Origin of the sequence: Spiribacter curvatus, assembly GCF_000485905.1 — a bacterium.
Taxonomy (GTDB): Bacteria; Pseudomonadota; Gammaproteobacteria; order Nitrococcales; family Nitrococcaceae; genus Spiribacter; species Spiribacter curvatus.
Genome location: NC_022664.1, coordinates 303600 through 322028 on the forward strand (window position 1 = coordinate 303600; position 18429 = coordinate 322028).

Annotated in this window: 20 protein-coding genes; 13 read left to right on the forward strand and 7 right to left on the reverse strand. The window is 64.1% G+C overall.

The annotated features are described in order from the left end of the window. Window positions 1-83 precede the first annotated feature (83 nt). Both SPICUR_RS01465 and SPICUR_RS01470 read left to right on the forward strand, forming a co-directional pair. Complete coding sequence (locus SPICUR_RS01465) at window positions 84-2444, forward strand: penicillin-binding protein 1A (protein WP_023365321.1); 2361 nt, start codon at window positions 84-86, stop codon at window positions 2442-2444. 16 nt (window positions 2445-2460) lie between these two features. Continuing rightward, window positions 2461-3087: a hypothetical protein gene (locus SPICUR_RS01470; RefSeq protein WP_041381566.1), complete on the forward strand. Its 627-nt coding sequence runs from the start codon at window positions 2461-2463 to the stop codon at window positions 3085-3087. Between the two features lie 3 nt (window positions 3088-3090). On the opposite strand, the gene SPICUR_RS01475 is transcribed toward SPICUR_RS01470, so the two are convergent. Both SPICUR_RS01475 and SPICUR_RS01480 read right to left on the reverse strand, forming a co-directional pair. Then, entirely contained in the window at window positions 3091-4389 is a 1299-nt protein-coding gene (locus SPICUR_RS01475) for a citrate synthase (RefSeq protein ID WP_023365325.1), read from the reverse strand. A 32-nt stretch (window positions 4390-4421) separates the two neighbouring features. Continuing rightward, the gene (locus tag SPICUR_RS01480; RefSeq protein ID WP_023365327.1) at window positions 4422-4685 is read right to left on the reverse strand and encodes a type B 50S ribosomal protein L31; all 264 of its coding nucleotides are present in this window, start codon (window positions 4683-4685) and stop codon (window positions 4422-4424) included. Between the two features lie 140 nt (window positions 4686-4825). Between SPICUR_RS01480 and SPICUR_RS01485 the strand changes: the two genes are divergently transcribed. Further along, window positions 4826-5206, forward strand: a complete 381-nt coding sequence (locus SPICUR_RS01485; RefSeq protein ID WP_023365329.1) for a SirB2 family protein — start codon at window positions 4826-4828, stop codon at window positions 5204-5206. Here SPICUR_RS01485 and SPICUR_RS01490 read toward each other — a convergent pair whose 3' ends face one another. Genes SPICUR_RS01490 through rph form a run of 4 tightly spaced genes read right to left on the reverse strand, consistent with a single transcriptional unit; the run spans window position 5207 to window position 7890 of the window. Further along, window positions 5207-5389, reverse strand: a complete 183-nt coding sequence (locus SPICUR_RS01490) for a CPXCG motif-containing cysteine-rich protein (RefSeq protein WP_023365331.1) — start codon at window positions 5387-5389, stop codon at window positions 5207-5209. Beyond that, the gene (gene hemW / locus SPICUR_RS01495) at window positions 5386-6573 is read right to left on the reverse strand and encodes a radical SAM family heme chaperone HemW (protein ID WP_023365333.1); all 1188 of its coding nucleotides are present in this window, start codon (window positions 6571-6573) and stop codon (window positions 5386-5388) included. Before hemW ends, SPICUR_RS01490 begins: the two co-directional genes overlap by 4 nt. Further along, on the reverse strand, window positions 6558-7172 hold the full coding sequence (rdgB, locus tag SPICUR_RS01500) for an RdgB/HAM1 family non-canonical purine NTP pyrophosphatase (protein ID WP_023365335.1): 615 nt from the start codon (window positions 7170-7172) through the stop codon (window positions 6558-6560). The genes hemW and rdgB overlap by 16 nt, the downstream gene beginning before the upstream one ends. 1 nt (window position 7173) lies before the next feature. After that, on the reverse strand, window positions 7174-7890 hold the full coding sequence (gene rph / locus SPICUR_RS01505) for a ribonuclease PH (protein ID WP_023365337.1): 717 nt from the start codon (window positions 7888-7890) through the stop codon (window positions 7174-7176). Between the two features lie 61 nt (window positions 7891-7951). Between rph and gmk the strand changes: the two genes are divergently transcribed. The 7 genes from gmk (at window position 7952) to ubiA (ending at window position 15175) form a co-directional block, all read left to right on the forward strand. Further along, the gene (gene gmk, locus SPICUR_RS01510) at window positions 7952-8593 is read left to right on the forward strand and encodes a guanylate kinase (protein WP_041381993.1); all 642 of its coding nucleotides are present in this window, start codon (window positions 7952-7954) and stop codon (window positions 8591-8593) included. A gap of 108 nt (window positions 8594-8701) precedes the next feature. Next, window positions 8702-9046, forward strand: coding sequence for a DNA-directed RNA polymerase subunit omega (gene rpoZ, locus SPICUR_RS01515; protein WP_023365341.1), 345 nt, complete (start codon window positions 8702-8704; stop codon window positions 9044-9046). 10 nt (window positions 9047-9056) lie between these two features. Continuing rightward, window positions 9057-11228 carry a RelA/SpoT family protein gene (locus SPICUR_RS01520; protein WP_023365342.1) on the forward strand — a complete coding sequence of 724 codons (2172 nt, stop codon included), beginning with the start codon at window positions 9057-9059 and terminating at the stop codon, window positions 11226-11228. A 31-nt stretch (window positions 11229-11259) separates the two neighbouring features. After that, the gene (locus SPICUR_RS01525; protein ID WP_023365344.1) at window positions 11260-11652 is read left to right on the forward strand and encodes a RidA family protein; all 393 of its coding nucleotides are present in this window, start codon (window positions 11260-11262) and stop codon (window positions 11650-11652) included. Between the two features lie 3 nt (window positions 11653-11655). Further along, window positions 11656-13734 carry an ATP-dependent DNA helicase RecG gene (gene recG / locus SPICUR_RS01530; protein WP_023365346.1) on the forward strand — a complete coding sequence of 693 codons (2079 nt, stop codon included), beginning with the start codon at window positions 11656-11658 and terminating at the stop codon, window positions 13732-13734. A gap of 12 nt (window positions 13735-13746) precedes the next feature. Beyond that, complete coding sequence (locus SPICUR_RS01535; protein ID WP_023365348.1) at window positions 13747-14313, forward strand: chorismate--pyruvate lyase family protein; 567 nt, start codon at window positions 13747-13749, stop codon at window positions 14311-14313. Then, a complete protein-coding gene (gene ubiA, locus SPICUR_RS01540; protein WP_023365350.1) occupies window positions 14294-15175 on the forward strand; it encodes a 4-hydroxybenzoate octaprenyltransferase in 882 nt (293 codons plus the stop codon). The genes SPICUR_RS01535 and ubiA overlap by 20 nt, the downstream gene beginning before the upstream one ends. Here ubiA and SPICUR_RS01545 read toward each other — a convergent pair. Then, window positions 15172-15894: a ComF family protein gene (locus SPICUR_RS01545; RefSeq protein ID WP_148291303.1), complete on the reverse strand. Its 723-nt coding sequence runs from the start codon at window positions 15892-15894 to the stop codon at window positions 15172-15174. The genes ubiA and SPICUR_RS01545 overlap by 4 nt on opposite strands. A gap of 86 nt (window positions 15895-15980) precedes the next feature. On the opposite strand from SPICUR_RS01545, the gene bioC reads away from it, so the two are divergent. From bioC to coxB, 3 genes are all read left to right on the forward strand, one after another. Beyond that, a complete protein-coding gene (bioC, locus tag SPICUR_RS01550) occupies window positions 15981-16877 on the forward strand; it encodes a malonyl-ACP O-methyltransferase BioC (protein ID WP_023365354.1) in 897 nt (298 codons plus the stop codon). An 87-nt stretch (window positions 16878-16964) separates the two neighbouring features. Continuing rightward, entirely contained in the window at window positions 16965-17546 is a 582-nt protein-coding gene (locus SPICUR_RS01555) for a DUF2244 domain-containing protein (RefSeq protein ID WP_023365356.1), read from the forward strand. Continuing rightward, window positions 17543-18403, forward strand: a complete 861-nt coding sequence (gene coxB, locus SPICUR_RS01560; protein ID WP_077176295.1) for a cytochrome c oxidase subunit II — start codon at window positions 17543-17545, stop codon at window positions 18401-18403. The genes SPICUR_RS01555 and coxB overlap by 4 nt, the downstream gene beginning before the upstream one ends. The last annotated feature ends 26 nt before the right edge of the window (window positions 18404-18429 follow it).

An 18429-nucleotide genomic window follows, 5' to 3' on the forward strand; every position in this document is an offset into this window, starting at 1 on the left:
GCCTCCGGTCGTTTTCGGGGCGGCAGCTGTCCGTGCTGGTGATATACTCGCCATCAGTCGGTTTGCTGTGTACAAGAAGGTTCATGTCGGTCATCGCTCGGCGGTTATTGCAATTATTCGCGGGTCTGGCGTCGCTCGGGCTTCTGGCGATCGGGGCGTTTGTGATCGCCTATATCGTGCTTGCCCCGGGGCTTCCCAGTGTCGAGTCGGTGCGGAATGTCGAGCTCCAGGTGCCGATGCGGATCTACACAGCCGAGGGCGAACTCATCGAGGAATTCGGCCAGATCCGTCGTACGCCGGTCTCGCTTGACGAGATTCCCCCGACGATGATTAAGGCCTTCATCGCGGCTGAAGACCAGCGTTTCTACCAACACCCTGGTGTCGATTATGAAGGGATTGCCCGGGCGGTCTGGTACCTGGTTCGCACTGGAGAGAAAGGGCCCGGGGGCAGCACCATTACGATGCAGCTTGCCCGCAATCTGTTCCTCAGTTCCGAGCAGACCTATCTGCGCAAGCTCCGCGAGATTCTCCTGGCCCTGCGCATCGAACAGCAGCTCGACAAGGAAAAGATCCTCGAGCTGTACCTCAACAGGATCTATCTTGGGCAACGGGCGTATGGCGTCGCCGCGGCCGCTCAGGTGTATTACGGCCGACCGCTCCCGGAACTGACCCTCCCCGAATGGGCCATGATCGCGGGTCTGCCCAAGGCGCCGTCGGCCTCCAATCCGCTGGCGAATCCTGACGAATCGCTGCGCCGGCGGGGGTATGTGCTAGGTCGGATGCGCGATACCGGCGTCATTGATGCGGCACGCTACGAGCAGGCGATGGCGGCCCCGATCACGGCGAACTACCATCGCCGCGAGAACAGTGTGGATGCCCCGTATATCGCGGAAATGGTGCGCGCATGGATGGTCGAGCGCTATGGCCAGGAGGCCGCGTACACGCAGGGTTACGTCGTCCACACAACGGTTTCCGGGGAGCGTCAGCGCGAGGCCCGTGCCGCGCTGCGGGATGGGTTGCATGGCTACGATGAGCGCCATGGCTACCGCGGTCCGCTCGCCGAGCTCGATCCGACGGTGGTGGAGGACAGCCGCGGGTCACTCCTCGATCGCCTGTCTGAGTTTCCGCGTCCCGGCGACCTGGAGGTGGGAGTGGTCCGCGCGACCGAGGGACAGACCGCAGCACTGCTGACCCGCACGCAAGGGCGTGTGGAACTGCCATGGACGGCGCTGCAGTGGGCCCGCCCGCAGCTCGGTCGCAATGCCATGGGGCCCAGTCCGGACCAGGCGGCTGATGTGCTGTCCGTGGGTGATGTCGTCCATCTGCGCGAGACCGACCAGGGATGGCGGCTCGCGCAGCTGCCGGAACCCCAGAGCGGCTTGGTGTCACTGGCCCCGAAGGACGGCCGTATTCGGGCCCTGGTCGGTGGGTACGACTTCTCGTTCAGTAAGTTCAACCGCGTGACTCAGGCGTCGCGGCAGCCAGGCTCGGCGTTCAAGCCACTGATCTATTCGGCGGCGCTGGCCAACGGTCTAACGCCGGCGACGCTGGTGAACGATGCGCCCGTGGTGTTCGCGGATGTCGCTCTGGAGGATGTCTGGCGGCCGGAGAACTACAGCGGCCGGGTGTTCGGCCCGACCCGTCTGCGCGAGGCGCTGACGTATTCACGCAATCTGGTCTCCATTCGTGTGTTGCGGCGTGTCGGCGTCGAGGCCACGATCGATCATATTGCGCAGTTTGGTCTGCCGGGCGAACGGCTGCCCCGGAACCTCTCACTGGCCCTCGGCGCGGCGGGAGTGACGCCGCTCGAGCTGGCGCGCGCCTACTCCGTATTTGCCAACGGGGGATATCGGGTCGATCCGCATTTTATTGATCGAGTGGTCGATAATGAGGGAGCGACCGTTCATGATGCCGATGCGCCGCGTGTGGTCGACGATGGGGGCGCCGCGCCAAGCGAACGGGCGATCAGTGCGGAGAACGCCTGGCTGATGCGATCGATGCTGCGGAATGTGGTCCAGGAAGGCACGGCCCGCGCCGCCCGCGCGCTCGGGCGTGAAGACATTGCCGGGAAGACCGGCACCACCAATGATCAACAGGACGCCTGGTTCTCTGGATTCAATGGCGATCTGGTGACCACCGTCTGGGTGGGATTCGACGAGCGCGGCACCCTGGGTCGCTACGAGACCGGGGGGCGTGCGGCCCTGCCGATCTGGATGGATTTCATGGGTGAGGCGCTGGCGGATCGACCCCCATCGCAGTGGCCGCGTCCGGATGGTCTGGTGACGGTCAAGATCGACCCTGAGACCGGGAAACGCGTGCCCAGTGATGCAGCGGATGCCGTGTTCGAGACATTCCGTGCCACCAACCTCCCGGAACCGCCAGGTGCAGGGGCGGACGGTGGCGGGTCGGGCGATGACCGTGGCGCTGATCAGCCTCTTTTCTAATCCGGAGTGAGGACCAATGGCCAGAGGAAAAGCGAATCGGGACGCGCGCATGCGTGAGCGGCTGATTCAGGAATCGGCTCGGGTCATGGCGGTTGAGGGTATACGGGATTTCTCGATTGCCAAGCGCAAGGCGGCGCTGCAGCTGAATGCGCCACGAACGACCAACCTGCCCCAGAATCGCGAGATTCAGGCGGCGCTGCAGGACTATCAGCGGCTGTTCGGTGGCGAGCGGCAACAGTCAGCGTTGCAGTCGCTACGCGAGGCGGCGCTGGAGGCGATGGCGTTTTTTGCGGCATTCCGACCGCGTCTGGTTGGCTCGGTGCTCGACGGCACGGCCGGCCCGGATAGCGCGGTGGATCTCCACTGTTTCGCGGAAACGCCGGAAGACATCGTTTTTTTCCTGATGGATCACGATATCCCCTTCGACACGCTGGAGAAGCGGTTTCGATTTGAGCACGATCACGAATCAATCCCGGTCCACCATTTTGTGGCGGGGGAAACCGCCGTGACGGTCGCCGTATTCTCGGGCCGGGGAAACCATCAGCCGCCAAGAAGCCCTGTCGACGGGCGGCCGATGCAGCGCGCGGGGCGCCGTGAAGTGGAGGCGCTGGTGACTGAGGACACCAGCACCGTCCAGGACTAGTTGTCAGCCGCGGCGGTGGAGAGGCACATAATCGCGCCGGGCCGCACCGGTGTAGAGCTGGCGTGGGCGACCGATCCGCTGCTCCGGATCAGAGAGCATCTCCATCCACTGAGCGATCCAGCCCGGCGTCCGGCCGATCGCAAAAAGCACAGTGAAGAATTCCTTGGGGATGCCCAGGGCGCGATAGATAATGCCTGAGTAAAAGTCGACGTTGGGATAGAGCTTGCGCTCGACGAAGTAGTCGTCCGCCAGAGCGATTTCCTCGAGCCGGATCGCCAGTTCAAGCTGCGGGTCGTTGCCCACGCCCAGCTCGTCGAGGACCTCATGACAGGTCTTGCGGATAATGGTCGCGCGCGGGTCGTAGTTCTTATAGACCCGATGACCAAAGCCCATCAGCCGGAATGGATCGTTCTTATCCTTCGCCTTCTCGATATACTTCGGGACCGCCTCGACGGTGCCGATTTCGCTCAGCATCCGCAGGACGGCCTCGTTGGCGCCACCGTGGGCAGGTCCCCAGAGTGCTGCGCAACCAGAGGAGATGGCCGCGAACGGATTGGTTCCGGTGCTGCCGGCGAGCCGCACGGTGGAGGTGCTCGCGTTCTGTTCATGATCGGCATGCAGGATCAGGAGCTGATCGAGTGCGCGCTCAGCGACTGGATTGATTTCATAATCCTCGCTGGGCCGCGCGAAAAGCATATTGAGGAGGTTGCCGGTGTAGGACAGGCGATTGAGCGGATGGACAAACGGCTCGCCCACCATATGCTTGAACGCCGCACCGGCGATTGTCGGCATCTTGGCGATGATGCGGTGCGCGGACAGCAGGCGGTTCTCGGGGTCGGTGATATCGATCGTGTCGTGGTAGAACGCCGACAGCGAACCGACCACGCCTGTGAGCATGGCCATTGGATGGGCGTTGTAATGGAAGCCGTTGAAGAATATCCGCAGGCTCTCGTTGACCATCGTGTGGTGCGTGATCGCCTGATCGAAAGCCTCGAGCTCGTTCTTGTTGGGCAGGTCGCCGTGAATCAACAGGCGAGCGACCTCGAGGAATGAGGCATGCTCCGCGAGCTGTTCGATCGGATAGCCGCGGTACAACAGGACACCCTGATCGCCGTCGATGTAGGTGATGTCGCTCTGGCAGCTGCCACTCGTGCTATAGCCCGGGTCGTACGTGAAGTACCCGAGATCGCTGTGCAACGAGCGGATATCGATGACGTCAGACCCGTGCGTGCCCTGGCGCACCGGCATATCCGCCTTTTTACCCGTCTCGTTGTCAGTCATCGTGACGGTCTTGTCAGCCATCGGGTCGCCTCCTGTTGTCCGCCGCTCGCGCGTCAGCCCTTGGAGCCTTTCGCCATTCCGCCATAACGGCGGCGGAACTGATCGACCCGGCCGCCACTCGACAGCACGCGCTGCTTGCCGGTGTAGAACGGGTGGCTGGCGCTTGAAATCTCAACCTTGACCAGGGGGTATTCATTGCCGTCTTCCCACTGGATCGTCTCATCGGTCTTGACCGTGGAGCGCGTCAGAAAGGAATAATCGGCGGAGATGTCCTGGAACACCACCTGACGGTAACCGGGATGGATGCTTTTCTTCATGCGGTATCTCGAGATGCTGGTTATTGAATGCGCGTATGTTAGGCGGTCACCGCCGGCGGTACAAGGGACACGCTCGACCGCGTTCCCCCCCGGCGGTAGGATGCAGAGCAAGATCTGGCCGTATTACAAGGACTGCTTCCATGCTCTACATCGGGCTCAAACACCTGCACACCACGGTAGCGACACTGACAGTGCTGCTGTTCATTCTGCGCGGCGGCTGGATGGCAGTGGGCTCATCGATGCTGCAGCGCAAGTGGGTGAAAATACTGCCGCATGTCATCGATACCACGCTGCTGCTGACGGCCTTCGCGACCGCCTGGATCGGCTGGCGCTACCCCGTTGTCCCGCACGACTGGATCACTGCCAAGGTCGTCGCGCTCGTGGCCTATATCGTACTCGGCATCATCGCGTTAAAGCGCGGTCGCACGGCCACTGTGCGGGTCACCGCATTCGTCGCGGCGCTGGCAGTCTATGGATACATCGTCATGGTGGCGCTCTACAAAACGCCGCTGCCGATCTGATCAGTCATCATCGCGACGGACCGACAGCTGCGCGCCGTCGGCGGTAACGGTGAGCCGGCACTCGATCGGGCGGCAACAGACCACACAATCCTCGATATAGTCCTGATCCCCCGCTGAGCTGTCGACGATGGTCTCGAAGGCCTCACCGCAGTAGGGGCACTCGATCGTCACGGTCTCGATCATCCTGCGCTCACCCGGTCATCCGGTTGGTCAGGCTCGAGGAAAACATCCAGCAAATCGTTCAGAAAACGCTGTCCAAAGGGTGTGGCCTGCAGCCGTGACGGGTCGTCGGTCAGCAATCCACGACGCCGCGCCTCGCTCAGTCCCGGCTCGAATGCCGATGCCGGCAGGCCGATCCGCTCGGTCGCCGCCTGTATGCCGGTGCCGTCAGTCAGCCGCAGGGCATTCATCAGATACTCGAGGGGGCGCTCGTGCGCGGCGATGGATCGGGTTTCCACCGTCGCCGCGTCGGTGCCGGCGAGATCCTGATAGAGCCGCGGTAGCCGCTGCTTGCGGTAGCGCCGAATGCTGCCGTCGGGATCACTGATCTTGGCGTGACCGCCAGCACCGATTGCCAGATAGTCACCAAAGCGCCAGTAATTGAGGTTATGCCGGCATTCATCCCCGGGAGTTGACCAGGCGGACACCTCATAGCGCCGCAGTCCTGCTGCATGGATCCGTTCGGCGCAGGCGGCCTCGATGTCCGCGAGTTGATCGTCATCAGGTAGAACCGGTGGCTTTGCATGGAATGCCGTCCCGGGCTCCAGGGTGAGCTGGTAGTGGGAGAGATGCTCGATACCCAGTGCCAGCACCTGCTCGACGTCGGCGAGGGCAGCGGCGGGAGACTGTCCGGGCAGACCGTGCATCAGATCGACATTGATCCGCTTGAACCCGGCGCGCTGGGCCGCAACGATGGCATCCGTGGCCTCGTCACCACCATGCACACGCCCAAGCCGATGCAGCTGATGATCGTTGAAGCTCTGAACACCGATTGACAGTCGGTTGATGCCGGCTGCGAGGAAGCCCTCAAAGCGGCCCGACTCCAGTGTTCCGGGGTTTGCCTCGAGCGTGATTTCGGCATCGGCACGAATATTGATCCGCTGGTGAAGGCCGTCCAGCAGGCCCTGTATGGCGCCGGCGCTGAACAGGCTGGGTGTGCCGCCGCCGATGAACAGCGTCTCGACCTCGCGTCCCGCTGCAGCCACTGCCTCCTGATCGGCATCCCGCAACAGGGCGTCGATATAGGCCTGTTCCGGCAGCTCGCCACGCAGCGCATGGGAGTTGAAGTCGCAGTAGGGGCATTTCTGTACGCACCAGGGTAGGTGGATATAAAGCCCCAGTGGCGGTGCTTTCAGGGTTGCTGCCATTCCTGCTCCAGCCGCCGTCGCAGCGCACTGAGTGCCTGGCCGCGATGACTCAGCATGTTCTTGGTGTCGGCCGGTAGCTCGGCCGCCGTGCAGCCGGCCTCAGGCAGAAAGAAGTGCGGATCATAGCCAAACCCGCTGTCGCCCTGTGGGGTCTCAGTCAGCTGCCCGCTCCACATGCCCTCGGCGATCAACGGAGCGGGATCGGCGGCATGCCGCATTGCCACCAGCACGCATCGATACGCGGCCCCACGCTCATGGGCACCGAGATCGATCAGCGCATCGCGGAGTCGGGCATTATTGTCGGCATCACTCGCGTCCTCCCCGGCCCAGCGCGCCGAGCGGACGCCCGGTTCGCCATCGAGGGCCGGGATTTCCAGGCCCGAGTCATCGGCGATGGCGGGCAGGCCCGTGTGTGCGGCTGCATGACGGGCCTTGATAATGGCGTTCTCGACGAAAGTGCTGCCGGTTTCCTCGGCGGTTGGCACGAAGTAAAACGACTGCGGGATGATCTCGCCGACCTGTCCGCTCAACAGACTGGCCAGCTCGGCGAGCTTGCCCGCATTGCCGCTGGCGAGCACCAGTCGCTCGATCAGTGCCATGTCAGCGCTCCAGTGCCAGACGCTGGGCCGCGACCAGCTCGTCGATGCCGGCGGCCGCCAGGTCGAGCATCGAGTCGAGCTCGGTGCGCCGGAATGCATGGCCCTCGGCAGTGCCCTGCACCTCTATGAAATGGCCGGCCTCATTCATGATGACGTTCATGTCGGTTTCCGCTTCAGAGTCCTCGGCGTAATCGAGATCGAGGACCGGCATGCCCTGATGGATGCCTACCGATACGGCGGCAATGTGCCCATGCAGCGGATTGCGGCGGATCCTGCGCTTATCGAGAAGTGTCTGGATGGCGTCGGCGAGCGCGACATAGCCGCCGGTGATGGCGGCGGTGCGGGTACCACCGTCGGCCTGGAGTACATCACAGTCGACGACGACGCGCCGTTCGCCCAGCGCTTCGAGGTCCACGGCCGCGCGCAGGCCGCGTCCGATCAGGCGCTGGATCTCGATGGTGCGCCCCTGCTGCCGACCCCGGGTCGCCTCACGGTCGGTACGGCTGCCGGTCGCACGGGGCAGCATGCCGTATTCGGCGGTCACCCAGCCGCGCCCCTTGTTACGGAGCCATGGTGGTACCCGATCTTCAACAGAGGCGTTGCACAGCACCCGAGTGTCGCCAAACTCCACCAGTACCGACCCCTCGGCATGTCGGGTGAAGCCGCGGGTAAGGCGGATGGGACGGAGTTGATCGGGGTTTCGGCCGCTGGGGCGCATGCAGGTCTCCTGGGTGTTTGGCAAGGTGCGAAAAGATGCCCGCAAGGGTAACATTGCGGGGATGGAAACGGGCACGACAGGCACTCTCTACATCGTCTCGGCGGCCTCAGGCGCCGGTAAGACCTCGCTGCTTCGCGCGTTGATGGCGCGCGACGACCGGTTGTGTTTCTCGGTCTCGCATACCACACGGCAGCCGCGTCCCGGCGAGCGCGATGGGCACGATTACTACTTTGTGGACGACGCGGGTTTTCAGGCGCTGGTGGAGGCCGATGCGTTCCTTGAACACGCCCGTGTCTTCGACCGTCGTTATGGGACCTCCTGGGCGGCGATCGAAGCCGATCTCGCCGCGGGCCGGGACGTGCTGGTGGAGATCGACTGGCAGGGCGCGCGACAGATCCGTGAGCGGATCCCCGGGTGTGCCTCCGTTTTTATCCTGCCGCCATCGCGGTCTGCGCTGGAAGCACGTCTGCGGGCGCGCGGCCAGGACAGCGACGATGTGATTGAGTCGAGAATGGCGGCGGCGGTCAGCGAAATGAGCCATTGCCACGAGTACGACTTCATCGTCTGGAACGACGACTTTGCGGTGGCGCTGGCCGATCTGGAGGCGATCATCCGTGCTAAACGGCTGCAGGCGGGCTATCAGCTGAGCGTCCACGCCGAGGCGCTGTCCGCCCTGACCGGCCTCGACAAACCACCGGTGTGACCGGCAGCTGCGGGGTTTCTGGCTGGACAATCAGACCTTTATTGAATGCGGCGTTTCGCGCTAGACTAAAGTCAATTCCGATTTGCGCTGATTCTGGAGAAAGCCGCCATGGCACGAGTTACGGTCGAGGACTGCCTTGACAACATCGATAATCGCTTCGAACTGGTGCTGGCCAGCACCCGTCGGGCCCGCCAGATCGCCCATGGCGCCCAGCCACTCGTGGACTGGGAGAACGACAAGCCGACCGTGGTTGCACTGCGCGAGATTGCCGAAGGATACGTCACCTCAGAGATCCTGAATGTCGAGGCCGAGGCGGCCGAGGCATTGGGGGCGTTGGACGACGCCGCCAATCCGGCGGAGAGCGCTGATGCTCAGGTTGAAGACGCAGTCGGCGATGACGCGGACCAGCCCGTGACGCCGGCCGAGAACAACGAAGAGAGGCCCGGCGACTGAACCGGGCGCCATGGCCAGCAGCGATGCAGCATTAACGCCTGAAACGGCGGGGCTTGACTCCGCAAGCCGGGCGGCTGAACTGTGCTCGCTGCTCGAGGATTACCTCGATCCGCACAATGTTCAGAAGGTGTATCGGGCCTATCGATTCGGCGCCGATGCCCATCAGGGCCAGCGCCGATTGTCGGGCGAGCCCTACATCACTCACCCCCTCGCCGTCGCCCGGACGCTCGGTGAAATGGGACTCGACGCGGACAGCCTCTGCGCGGCCATCCTGCATGACGTCATCGAAGACACGCCGACCGCGAAAGCGGAGATCGCTGAAGCGTTCGGCAGCGAGGTCGCTCAGCTCGTTGACGGGGTCTCGAAGCTCACTCAGATCAACTTCCGCAGTAAGGCGGAAGCCCAGGCTGAGAACTTCCGCAAGATGATTCTGGCGATGTCGAAAGACATCCGCGTCATCCTGATCAAACTCGCCGATCGACTCCACAACATGCGCACGATCTTTGTGATGCCGCCCAGCAAACGCACGCGCATTGCACGGGAGACCCTCGAGATCTATGCGCCGATCGCGCAGCGTCTGGGCATTAACAGCATCCGGGTCGAGCTTGAGGACCTTGGTTTCGCCGCACTGCATCCCATGCGCTACCGGGTGCTCAAAGCGCGTGTCCGTGAGCAGCTGGGGGCCCGTCGCGAACTCCTCGACAACGTCCGCGACGAGATTCAGACGAGCCTGACCGAGGCGGGGATTGAGGCGCAGATCACCGCCCGGCAGAAGCATCTGTGGAGCATCTACGAGAAGATGCGCAGCAAGCAGGCCGGGTTCGAAGACATATTCGACGTCTACGGTTTCCGCGTTGTCGTTGGCGATGTCGATACCTGCTATCGCGTCCTGGGGCATTGCCACGGGCACTACAAGCCACTGCCCGGGCGGATCAAGGACTATATCGCCATCCCCAAGGCGAATGGCTACCAGAGTCTGCACACCACATTGCTCGGACCGCGCCGCATACAGCTTGAGGTCCAGATCCGCACCGCCGAGATGGATCGGGTTGCCGAGGCTGGCATCGCGGCGCACTGGCTCTATAAGGAGCCGGGGCAGCCGAGCAATGCAGCCCAGACCCGTGCCCGTGAATGGGTGCATGGCTTGCTGGAGATTCAGGAGAACGTCGGCAACTCGCTGGAGTTCATCGAGAACGTCAAGATCGATCTTCTGCCCGACGAGGTCTACGTCTTCACGCCCGGCGGCGACATCATGGAGCTGCCCAAGGGTGCGACCGTGGTGGACTTCGCCTACGCGGTACATTCCGAAGTCGGTGATGCCTGCATCGCGGCGAATATCGACAATCGACTGGCACCGCTGCGCACACCACTCATGACCGGTCAGACGGTGGAGATCATCACCGCGCCCATCGCCCGGCCGAATCCGGCGTGGCTGGATTTCGTGGTCACCGCCAAGGCCCGGGCCGCCATCCGCCACAGCCTCAAGCGGCTGCAGGGAGCCGAAGCAACCGACCTTGGCCGACGGCTCGTGGAGCGCGGCCTGAATGCCATGGATCTGAGTCTCGGTGACCTCACCGATCAGCAGATCGACCAGGCGCTGACCTCGTTCGGCGTCGAGCGCGTTGACGAGGTCTTCGAGGAGGTCGGCCTTGGCCAGCGGATGCCCTGGTTTGTGGCACGTTACCTCGCCGAGGGCGATGACGCGGCCCGCGGTATCACACGGACAGGGGATGGCAGCGGCTCACTGACGCTTCACGGCAATGAGGGTGCGGTGGTCACGTTTGCGCGTTGCTGCCGCCCCATTCCCGGTGACCCGATCGTCGGATTCGCCAGTGCCGGTCGCGGTGTGGTCGTCCATCATCAGGCTTGCAGGAACATCCGCGAGTATCGCAAGCATCCCGAGAAATGGGTGGACGTTCAGTGGGATGCCATCGCCGAAGGCGAATACCCGGTCGCGGTCGATATGGATGTCATGAACAATCGCGGCGTGCTGGCCAGTGTGGCGGCGGTAGTCTCCGATCTCGATTCCAACATCGACGCGGTTGAAATCGAGGAGAGGGAAGGCATGATTGCGACCCTGCGGCTGGTGATGGGCGTCCGCGATCGCGTCCACCTGGCCCGCATTATGCGCCGGCTGCGCGGTCTCTCGGCCGTGCTGCGCATTTCCCGGCGCCGCCACTGAACATCACGATCAATCCAACAGGGAGTCGCCCATGACACGCCGTATCATTCAGACCGATCAGGCGCCGGCAGCGATCGGCCCCTATTCACAGGCGGTCCAGGTCGGTGACGTAGTTTTCATCTCCGGGCAGATCCCTCTGGACCCCGCGACGATGGCACTCGTCGACGCCGATATCGATACCCAGACCCGGCGGGTGTTCGATAATCTGCGGAATGTCTGTGTCGCTGCGGGCGGTGAGCTGGCCTCGATCTGCAAGCTGTCTATTTTCATGACCGATCTGGATCACTTCGCGAGCGTTAATTCGATTATGTCCGAGTACTTTGCGGAGCCGTATCCGGCGCGGGCCGCGGTGGGCGTGCGTGAACTGCCGAAGGGCGCCATGGTTGAAGTCGAAGCGATTCTGAGTCTGGCAGAAGACCGCTGATCGATGGTCGAAGGCGCTGCGGTGTCCGGGACACCGGTGGTCCGGCTGCCGGGCATCGGTCCACGGCTCGCTGACAGGCTGGCACGGTTGGGCCTGGTCCGTGTCGAGGACATGCCGTTCCACCTGCCGATACGCTACGAGGACCGAACCCGGGTGCTTGCCATTGGCGAGCTCCGTCCCGGGCTCTCAGCGCTGGTCGAGGGCGAGGTGACCGCCACCGAAATCGTGGGTGGCCAGCGGCGACGTCTGATCTGTCGAATCAGTGATGGAACCGGCAGCCTCGAGCTGGTGTTCTTCCATTTCTACGCCAGCCAGCAGCGCCAGATGGCGCGTGGCGTTCATCTGCGTGTATTCGGCGAGGCCCGGGCGGGTCCGGTGGTGCCTCAGATCATTCATCCGGACTGGCAGCGCGTCGAGCCGGGATCGACCCCCACGGCGGGTGAATTCAAGCCAATCTATCCGGCGACCGAGGGAATCACCCAGCCGGCGCTGAGGCGGGCAATCAGTGCCGCGCTGGCAAAACCCGGCGCCGTCACCGAATGGCTGCCGGCGACACTGCGAAGGTCGCTGGATCTGCCTGCGCTCGAGCACGCCCTTGCACTGGTTCATGCGCCACCACCGGATGCCGATCCGGAGGCCCTTCTGGAGGGCCGGCATCCGGCCGTCCGCCGACTTGCTTTTGAGGAACTGCTTGCCCATCGGCTGAGTCTGCTGCGGCTGCGCGCGGCACAGCAGCAGGTCATGCCGGCGCCCGTGATCCCGCGGGATGCGACGCTGGTCGGGCGTTTCCTGCAGGGACTGGGGTTCGATCTGACCGGCGCTCAGCATCGCGTGCATGATGAAGTGGTGGCTGACCTTGGCCAGCCTGCGCCGATGCTGCGACTCATACAGGGCGATGTCGGTTCCGGGAAGACGGTGGTTGCGGCGCTGGCGGCGCTGCACGTTGTAGCAGCCGGCTGGCAGGTCGCCATCATGGCGCCGACGGAACTGTTGGCCGAGCAGCACGAGCGCAGCTTCCGCGACTGGCTCGAACCCCTTGGCGTGCGGGTGGGGTGGTTGAGCGGGCGCGCCGGCGCTGCCCGGCGTCGCGGAACGCTGGCGGGGCTGGCGGATGGTGATATCCAGGTGGTGGTCGGGACCCATGCGCTTTTCCAGGCCGATGTCGTATTCCGCTCCCTGGGGCTGGTCGTGATCGATGAGCAGCATCGCTTTGGCGTCCACCAGCGCCTCGCACTGCGCGATAAGGGCAGTGAGCAGAGCCAGCCCCACCAGCTCGTGATGACGGCCACGCCCATTCCGCGGACGCTGGCGATGACCGCCTATGCCGATCTCGATACCTCGGTGATCGACGAGCTGCCGCCCGGGCGGCAGCCGGTGCAGACTGTGGCGCTGCCGGATACCCGCCGCGACGCCGTCATCGAGCGTATCCGGGCGGTTGGTGCGGAGGGCCGGCAGGCCTACTGGGTCTGCACTCTGGTGGAGGACTCCGATGTCCTTGAGGCCGAGGCCGCGGAGGCGACCGCCGAGCGACTGCGCGAGCAGCTGCCGGCGCTTGTGATCGGTCTTGTACATGGCCGCCTTCCCGCTGCCGAGAAAGAAGCCGTCATGGCCCGGTTCGAGGCTGGTGAGATCGATCTGCTGGTGGCTACCACCGTTATTGAGGTTGGCGTCAACGTCCCCAATGCCTCACTGATGATCATTGAGAACGCCGAGCGACTGGGGCTCTCACAACTCCACCAGCTCCGCGGTCGGGTCGGTCGGGGGCATGCTCGGAGCAGCTGTGTGCTGCTGTATCATGGGCGGCTGGGTGAGACGGCGAAATCACGACTCGGCGTACTGCGCGAGAGCAATGACGGCTTTCGCATCGCCCGGCGTGACCTGGAGATCCGTGGGCCGGGTGAGGTGCTGGGGACCCGTCAGACGGGCGCGCTGACCTATCGTATTGCCGATCTGATGCGCGATGGTGACCTGCTGGACTCAGTGCAGGCGGCGGCCCAGTCGCTGCTCCGTGATGAACCGGTCGTCGTCTCGGAACTGATCCGTCGTTGGGTGGGCGAGGGCGAGCGCTACGCGCAGGTATGAGGGAATTCCAGCATGGCTGAGCCGGGACTGCGTCACTGGCGCCCACGGGGCGTTCCCGGCGCCCGGCCGCGTCCCGGTGCGTTGCGTGACTGGCTGGATGAGCCCGGTTCACTGACCCGGCGACTGCGCGGTCTCGCCGGTGAGGCATTCAGTGTCCAGGTGCTGGCAGAGTACTGGGGTCGGGTCTGGCCTGATGAACGTCAACGCCTGCGCTGCCGGGATGAAGAGTGGCTATGGGTTCGCGAGGTCCGGCTCGGTCGGGGTGACCAACCGCTGGTCTATGCGCGGAGCGTCATCCCGCGTAGCAGTCTCCGGGGGCCGCTTCGGCGTCTGCGCTCGCTGGGTCGGCAACCACTGGGGGCGCTGCTGTTCGGGCGCTATCCGGTCGTCCGCGGGGCGATTGAGGTCGCGCCCCTCACGCCGGCGTCGAGGCTCGGTGCCCGGGCGCTGGCGCAGGGGGCTGCTCCCTGCTGGGCGCGGCGCTCGGTATTCGCGATCACCGGCCGGCCACTGCTGGTCACCGAGGTCTTTCTGCAACCCCTGATCGAGGAGCTCGCGCATGACCCCATCCCTGACTGACTGGGGACATCGGCTGTCGCTGTATGCAAGGCTGGCCCGCCTCAATCGGCCGATCGGTAATTTCCTGCTGCTCTGGCCGACACTCTGGGCGCTGTGGCTGGCGGCGGAGGGGGTGCCACAGCCCGATGTGCTGGTGGTCTTTGTGCTCGGCGTCCTGGTGATGCGCGCTGCCGGCTGCGTGATCAATGATTACGCGGACCGCGACTTCGACCGGCACGTCAAGCGCACACAGTCACGACCCTTGACCACGGGGGCGGTGACCGAGCGCGAGGCCCTGGTCCTTTTTGCCGTGCTGTGCCTGATCGCCTTCGCGCTGGTGCTGCTCATGAATCGACTGACGGTCCTGCTGTCGCTGGGCGGTGTCCTGCTCGCGGCGACCTATCCGTTCATGAAGCGCCATACCCATCTTCCTCAGGTCCATCTGGGTGCGGCATTCGGCTGGGCAGCGCCCATGGCCTTCGCCGCGCAGACCGGTGCCGAGCCCATTCTCGCGTGGCTGGTGTTCGCGGCATCGGTGGTGTGGGCGACGGTCTATGATACCGAATACGCCATGGTCGATCGTGACGACGACCTCAAGGTGGGGATCAAATCCACGGCTGTCCTGTTCGGTGTCCATGACCGGGCGATGATCGCCCTGCTGCAGATGCTGCTCACCCTGTTGCTGGCTGTTATCGGCTGGCGTGCAGGTCTGGGCCTGCCCTATATGCTCGCGCTGGTGATTGCCAGTAGCCTGTTCGTCCGCCAGCAGTGGTTGATCCGCGACCGCAGTCGCGAGGGCAGCTTCCGTGCGTTTCTCAATAACAACATCTACGGCGGCGTCGTTTTTGCGGGCATCGTCGGGTCGTATCTGACCATGGGCTAGATGGCCCGGGCGAGGGCGATGACCTCAATGCGCTCAACGCCGCCCTGCCGCAGGCAGTCGGCCACCGCGGCGAGGCTTGCGCCGGTGGTGATGACATCATCCACCAGCGTGACGACGCGGGGTGGTGGTTGTTGCAATTGAAACGCATTGTGCAGGGCGACCCGACGATCGGCCGCGCTCCGGCCCCGTTGGGGTGGGGTGTTGCGGTGCCGACGGATCAGCGACGCCTTCATTGGGCCTCCCAGCCAGCGGGCGATCAGTGCCGACTGGTTGAATCCGCGCGCGCGGTAGCGCGCCGGATGCAGGGGCATGGGCACCAGTGGGCCATGGCAGGGGGCATGGCGCTCGCGGAGCGACTCGGCGGCCAGCTCGGTGAGCAGCCGCCCGGCGGCCAGGTTCTCGTGTAGTTTGAAGCTGCGGATGAGCTCATCAACCCCCTCCCCGTAGGTCCACAGCACCCGGGCGCGGTGGAACGGCGGCGGATCGGCGAGGCATCCGGTGCACTCCGACGCCCCGGAGGCCAACGGTAATCCGCAGCGCCGGCATGCCGCGCTGATCCAGGGCAGATCCTCGCGACAGCCGGGGCAGAGTCCGCAGCAGAGGCTGCGGGCGTGGCAGAACCAACAGCGCCCGCTGAACAGATTATGCAGACAGGCCGATCGCCGGCCGGGTTGACGCCATGGCAGCGTCGACGCACGTCGTGTGATTGCCGCTTTCATACCGCCACGCTGGCGGTTGGATCGTACCAAGACCAGTGGCCGACGGTGATCTGCCGACGAATGGCCGAATATGTCACGATAAGTGGATGTCAGATCTATCCGATGATCCCCTCCAGCTTGATTCGCGTGTCCTCCGTCGACGCCTGGAGAAGGCCGCTCCGGGGTTCGACGAGGCTGCTGTGCTGCATCGCGAGGTCGGCCGCCGGCTGGTGGAGCGGCTCGACTACATCCGTCTCCAGCCTGCCTCGATGCTCGATCTGGGATGTGCGAGCGGGTTGAACACCGGGGCGCTGCGTAAGCGCTATCCGAAGGCGGACTATGTCGCGATGGATCTTGCCGCGCCCCTGGTCGCCCAGGCGCGCCGCCGTGCCGGGCGCTGGCGACGTGTCCCGGGCGTGTGCGCGGGGATGGATCACCTGCCATTCCGCAACGACAGCTTCGATCTCGTGTTTTCAAGCCTGGCGCTGCACCGCGTCCCCGATCTGTCAGCGACGGCCCGTGAGCTGCAGCGCGTCCTTCGCCCGGATGGTGTGCTCCTGTTCGCGACCTTTGGTCCGGATACGCTCGATGAACTGCGGTCGGCCTGGCAGGCGGTGGATGACACTCCGCATGTCCACGGTTTCGTCGATATGCACGATATCGGCGATGCACTGGTCAAGGCACGGCTGGCGGATCCAGTCATGGATATGGAGCATTTCACGCTTACATACGCCAATGTCCGCTCGCTGGTCCGTGACCTGGATGCGCTTGGCCTGCGCAATGCATTGACGGCGCGTCAGTCCGGGCTGACATCGCCACGCCGCTGGCGGGCCATGGAGTCGGCCTACGAGGCGAGCGCTGATGCGGAGGGCCGTATCCCGGCGACCTGGGAGGTGGCTTATGGGCATGCCTGGGGAACAGACGCCCAGATGCAGGTAACGGGCGATGACGGTGCGGTGCGGATGCCGCTCGATACACTGTCGGTGCCGCGACGACAGCGATGACGTTGATTGTTTGGTTTTGTTGCTTTCCTCGACGCATGGAATTCACTAAACTTGACGTATATCAGTTAAAACTGAGCGGAGAGGCCGATGACCACTCGGACCGAAAGCGAGGGAGATCGCGGACGCCGCTTTGTGCTGGCGCCCAATATCGAGGTGAACTGGCGGCAGACGGTGTGGATTTTTATCGGCATCAGCTCGGTCTGCCTGGGCGTCGCCCTGGTCTGTACCTGGTTCGGTTTCTGGCCGGTGCTGCCCTTTGCCGGTCTTGAGGTGACCGCACTGGGCTGGGCGCTCTATACATCGGCGCGCCGCTCCCTGGATCGAGAAGTGATCTACGTCGTGGACAATATGGTCACGGTCGAGAAAGGATGCGGCCGGGCCGAGCAGCGCTGGGAGATGGACCGCAGCTGGACCGAGGTTCAGCTGCGCGAGCTCCACCGGCATTGGGGCGAGACTCGATTGGTCCTGCGCTCGCGGGAGCAGACGCTGACCATCGGAGCATTCCTCGATGCGCAAGAGCGGCGCAGTCTGGACCGGGCGCTCCGTGCCTGCATCGGGCCAATGGCCCGGTGGGGAGACGATCGCCCGGTGGCGGCGATTGATTCCGACGAGCCAAGGGCGTCCTGGGCCTCAGGCATCGCTGCAAACGCTGGAGAAAAAACGGGATGACAGCAATGACCCGACTCGCTCAATGGGTGGCGATGGCCGCCGCGCTGATCGCCGCACCCGCCAGTGCGGATTTCAGCCTGCTCAACATGACGCAGGGCGTCACGGAATCAAGCCGTGACATCTACGGCCTGCACATGACGATATTCACCATCACAGTGGTGATTGGCGTCGGTGTGTTTGGTGCCATGTTCTATTCCATCTTCCGGCATCGTAAATCGCGGGGCGTGGAACCATCGAAGTTCCATCACAGCACGACGATGGAGATTGTCTGGACGGTCATTCCGCTGGTGATTCTGGTGGCGATGGCGGTGCCGGCCACCCAGGTGCTGATCGACCTTGACGATACGACCAACTCGGAGATGACGGTCGAGGTGACCGGTTATCAGTGGTTCTGGGGGTATAAGTACAAGGGTGAGGACGTACAGTTCCTGAGCCGCCTGGACACCGACAGTGATCGCGCCCGGCGTCTGGACTCGGGAATACAGCCCGCCTCGGTCGATAACTACCTCCAGAATGTCGACCAGCGGCTGGTGCTGCCGGTTGACACGCGCGTGCGCTTCCAGATCACGGGTGCCGATGTCATCCACTCGTGGTGGATGCCGGATCTCGGCTGGAAAAAGGATGCGATTCCCGGCTATGTCAACGAGATGTGGACGGAAATCGAGGAGCCTGGCGTTTACCGCGGTCGCTGCGCTGAGCTATGCGGCCGTGACCACGGATTCATGCCCGTCGTGGTCGAGGCACTGCCCAAGGCAGAGTTCGACGAATGGCTCGCGAACCGCCAGGCCGGCGGCACGGGTATGACCGCCGATAGCGATGAGACACCGGAGACCGATGGCGAGCTCGCCGCCCGGTAACGAGAATCAGACAGGGGAGACGGTTG

Excerpts from the sequence above, each read along its gene's own strand:
- SPICUR_RS01465 (WP_023365321.1), top strand. The coding sequence starts at position 84 with ATGTCGGTCATCGCTCGGCGGTTATTGCAATTATTCGCGGGTCTGGCG.
- SPICUR_RS01470 (WP_041381566.1), top strand. The coding sequence starts at position 2,461 with ATGGCCAGAGGAAAAGCGAATCGGGACGCGCGCATGCGTGAGCGGCTG.
- SPICUR_RS01475 (WP_023365325.1), bottom strand. The coding sequence starts at position 4,389 with ATGGCTGACAAGACCGTCACGATGACTGACAACGAGACGGGTAAAAAG.
- SPICUR_RS01480 (WP_023365327.1), bottom strand. The coding sequence starts at position 4,685 with ATGAAGAAAAGCATCCATCCCGGTTACCGTCAGGTGGTGTTCCAGGAC.
- SPICUR_RS01485 (WP_023365329.1), top strand. The coding sequence starts at position 4,826 with ATGCTCTACATCGGGCTCAAACACCTGCACACCACGGTAGCGACACTG.
- SPICUR_RS01490 (WP_023365331.1), bottom strand. The coding sequence starts at position 5,389 with ATGATCGAGACCGTGACGATCGAGTGCCCCTACTGCGGTGAGGCCTTC.
- hemW (WP_023365333.1), bottom strand. The coding sequence starts at position 6,573 with ATGGCAGCAACCCTGAAAGCACCGCCACTGGGGCTTTATATCCACCTA.
- rdgB (WP_023365335.1), bottom strand. The coding sequence starts at position 7,172 with ATGGCACTGATCGAGCGACTGGTGCTCGCCAGCGGCAATGCGGGCAAG.
- rph (WP_023365337.1), bottom strand. The coding sequence starts at position 7,890 with ATGCGCCCCAGCGGCCGAAACCCCGATCAACTCCGTCCCATCCGCCTT.
- gmk (WP_041381993.1), top strand. The coding sequence starts at position 7,952 with ATGGAAACGGGCACGACAGGCACTCTCTACATCGTCTCGGCGGCCTCA.
- rpoZ (WP_023365341.1), top strand. The coding sequence starts at position 8,702 with ATGGCACGAGTTACGGTCGAGGACTGCCTTGACAACATCGATAATCGC.
- SPICUR_RS01520 (WP_023365342.1), top strand. The coding sequence starts at position 9,057 with ATGGCCAGCAGCGATGCAGCATTAACGCCTGAAACGGCGGGGCTTGAC.
- SPICUR_RS01525 (WP_023365344.1), top strand. The coding sequence starts at position 11,260 with ATGACACGCCGTATCATTCAGACCGATCAGGCGCCGGCAGCGATCGGC.
- recG (WP_023365346.1), top strand. The coding sequence starts at position 11,656 with ATGGTCGAAGGCGCTGCGGTGTCCGGGACACCGGTGGTCCGGCTGCCG.
- SPICUR_RS01535 (WP_023365348.1), top strand. The coding sequence starts at position 13,747 with ATGGCTGAGCCGGGACTGCGTCACTGGCGCCCACGGGGCGTTCCCGGC.
- ubiA (WP_023365350.1), top strand. The coding sequence starts at position 14,294 with ATGACCCCATCCCTGACTGACTGGGGACATCGGCTGTCGCTGTATGCA.
- SPICUR_RS01545 (WP_148291303.1), bottom strand. The coding sequence starts at position 15,894 with ATGAAAGCGGCAATCACACGACGTGCGTCGACGCTGCCATGGCGTCAA.
- bioC (WP_023365354.1), top strand. The coding sequence starts at position 15,981 with ATGTCAGATCTATCCGATGATCCCCTCCAGCTTGATTCGCGTGTCCTC.
- SPICUR_RS01555 (WP_023365356.1), top strand. The coding sequence starts at position 16,965 with ATGACCACTCGGACCGAAAGCGAGGGAGATCGCGGACGCCGCTTTGTG.
- coxB (WP_077176295.1), top strand. The coding sequence starts at position 17,543 with ATGACAGCAATGACCCGACTCGCTCAATGGGTGGCGATGGCCGCCGCG.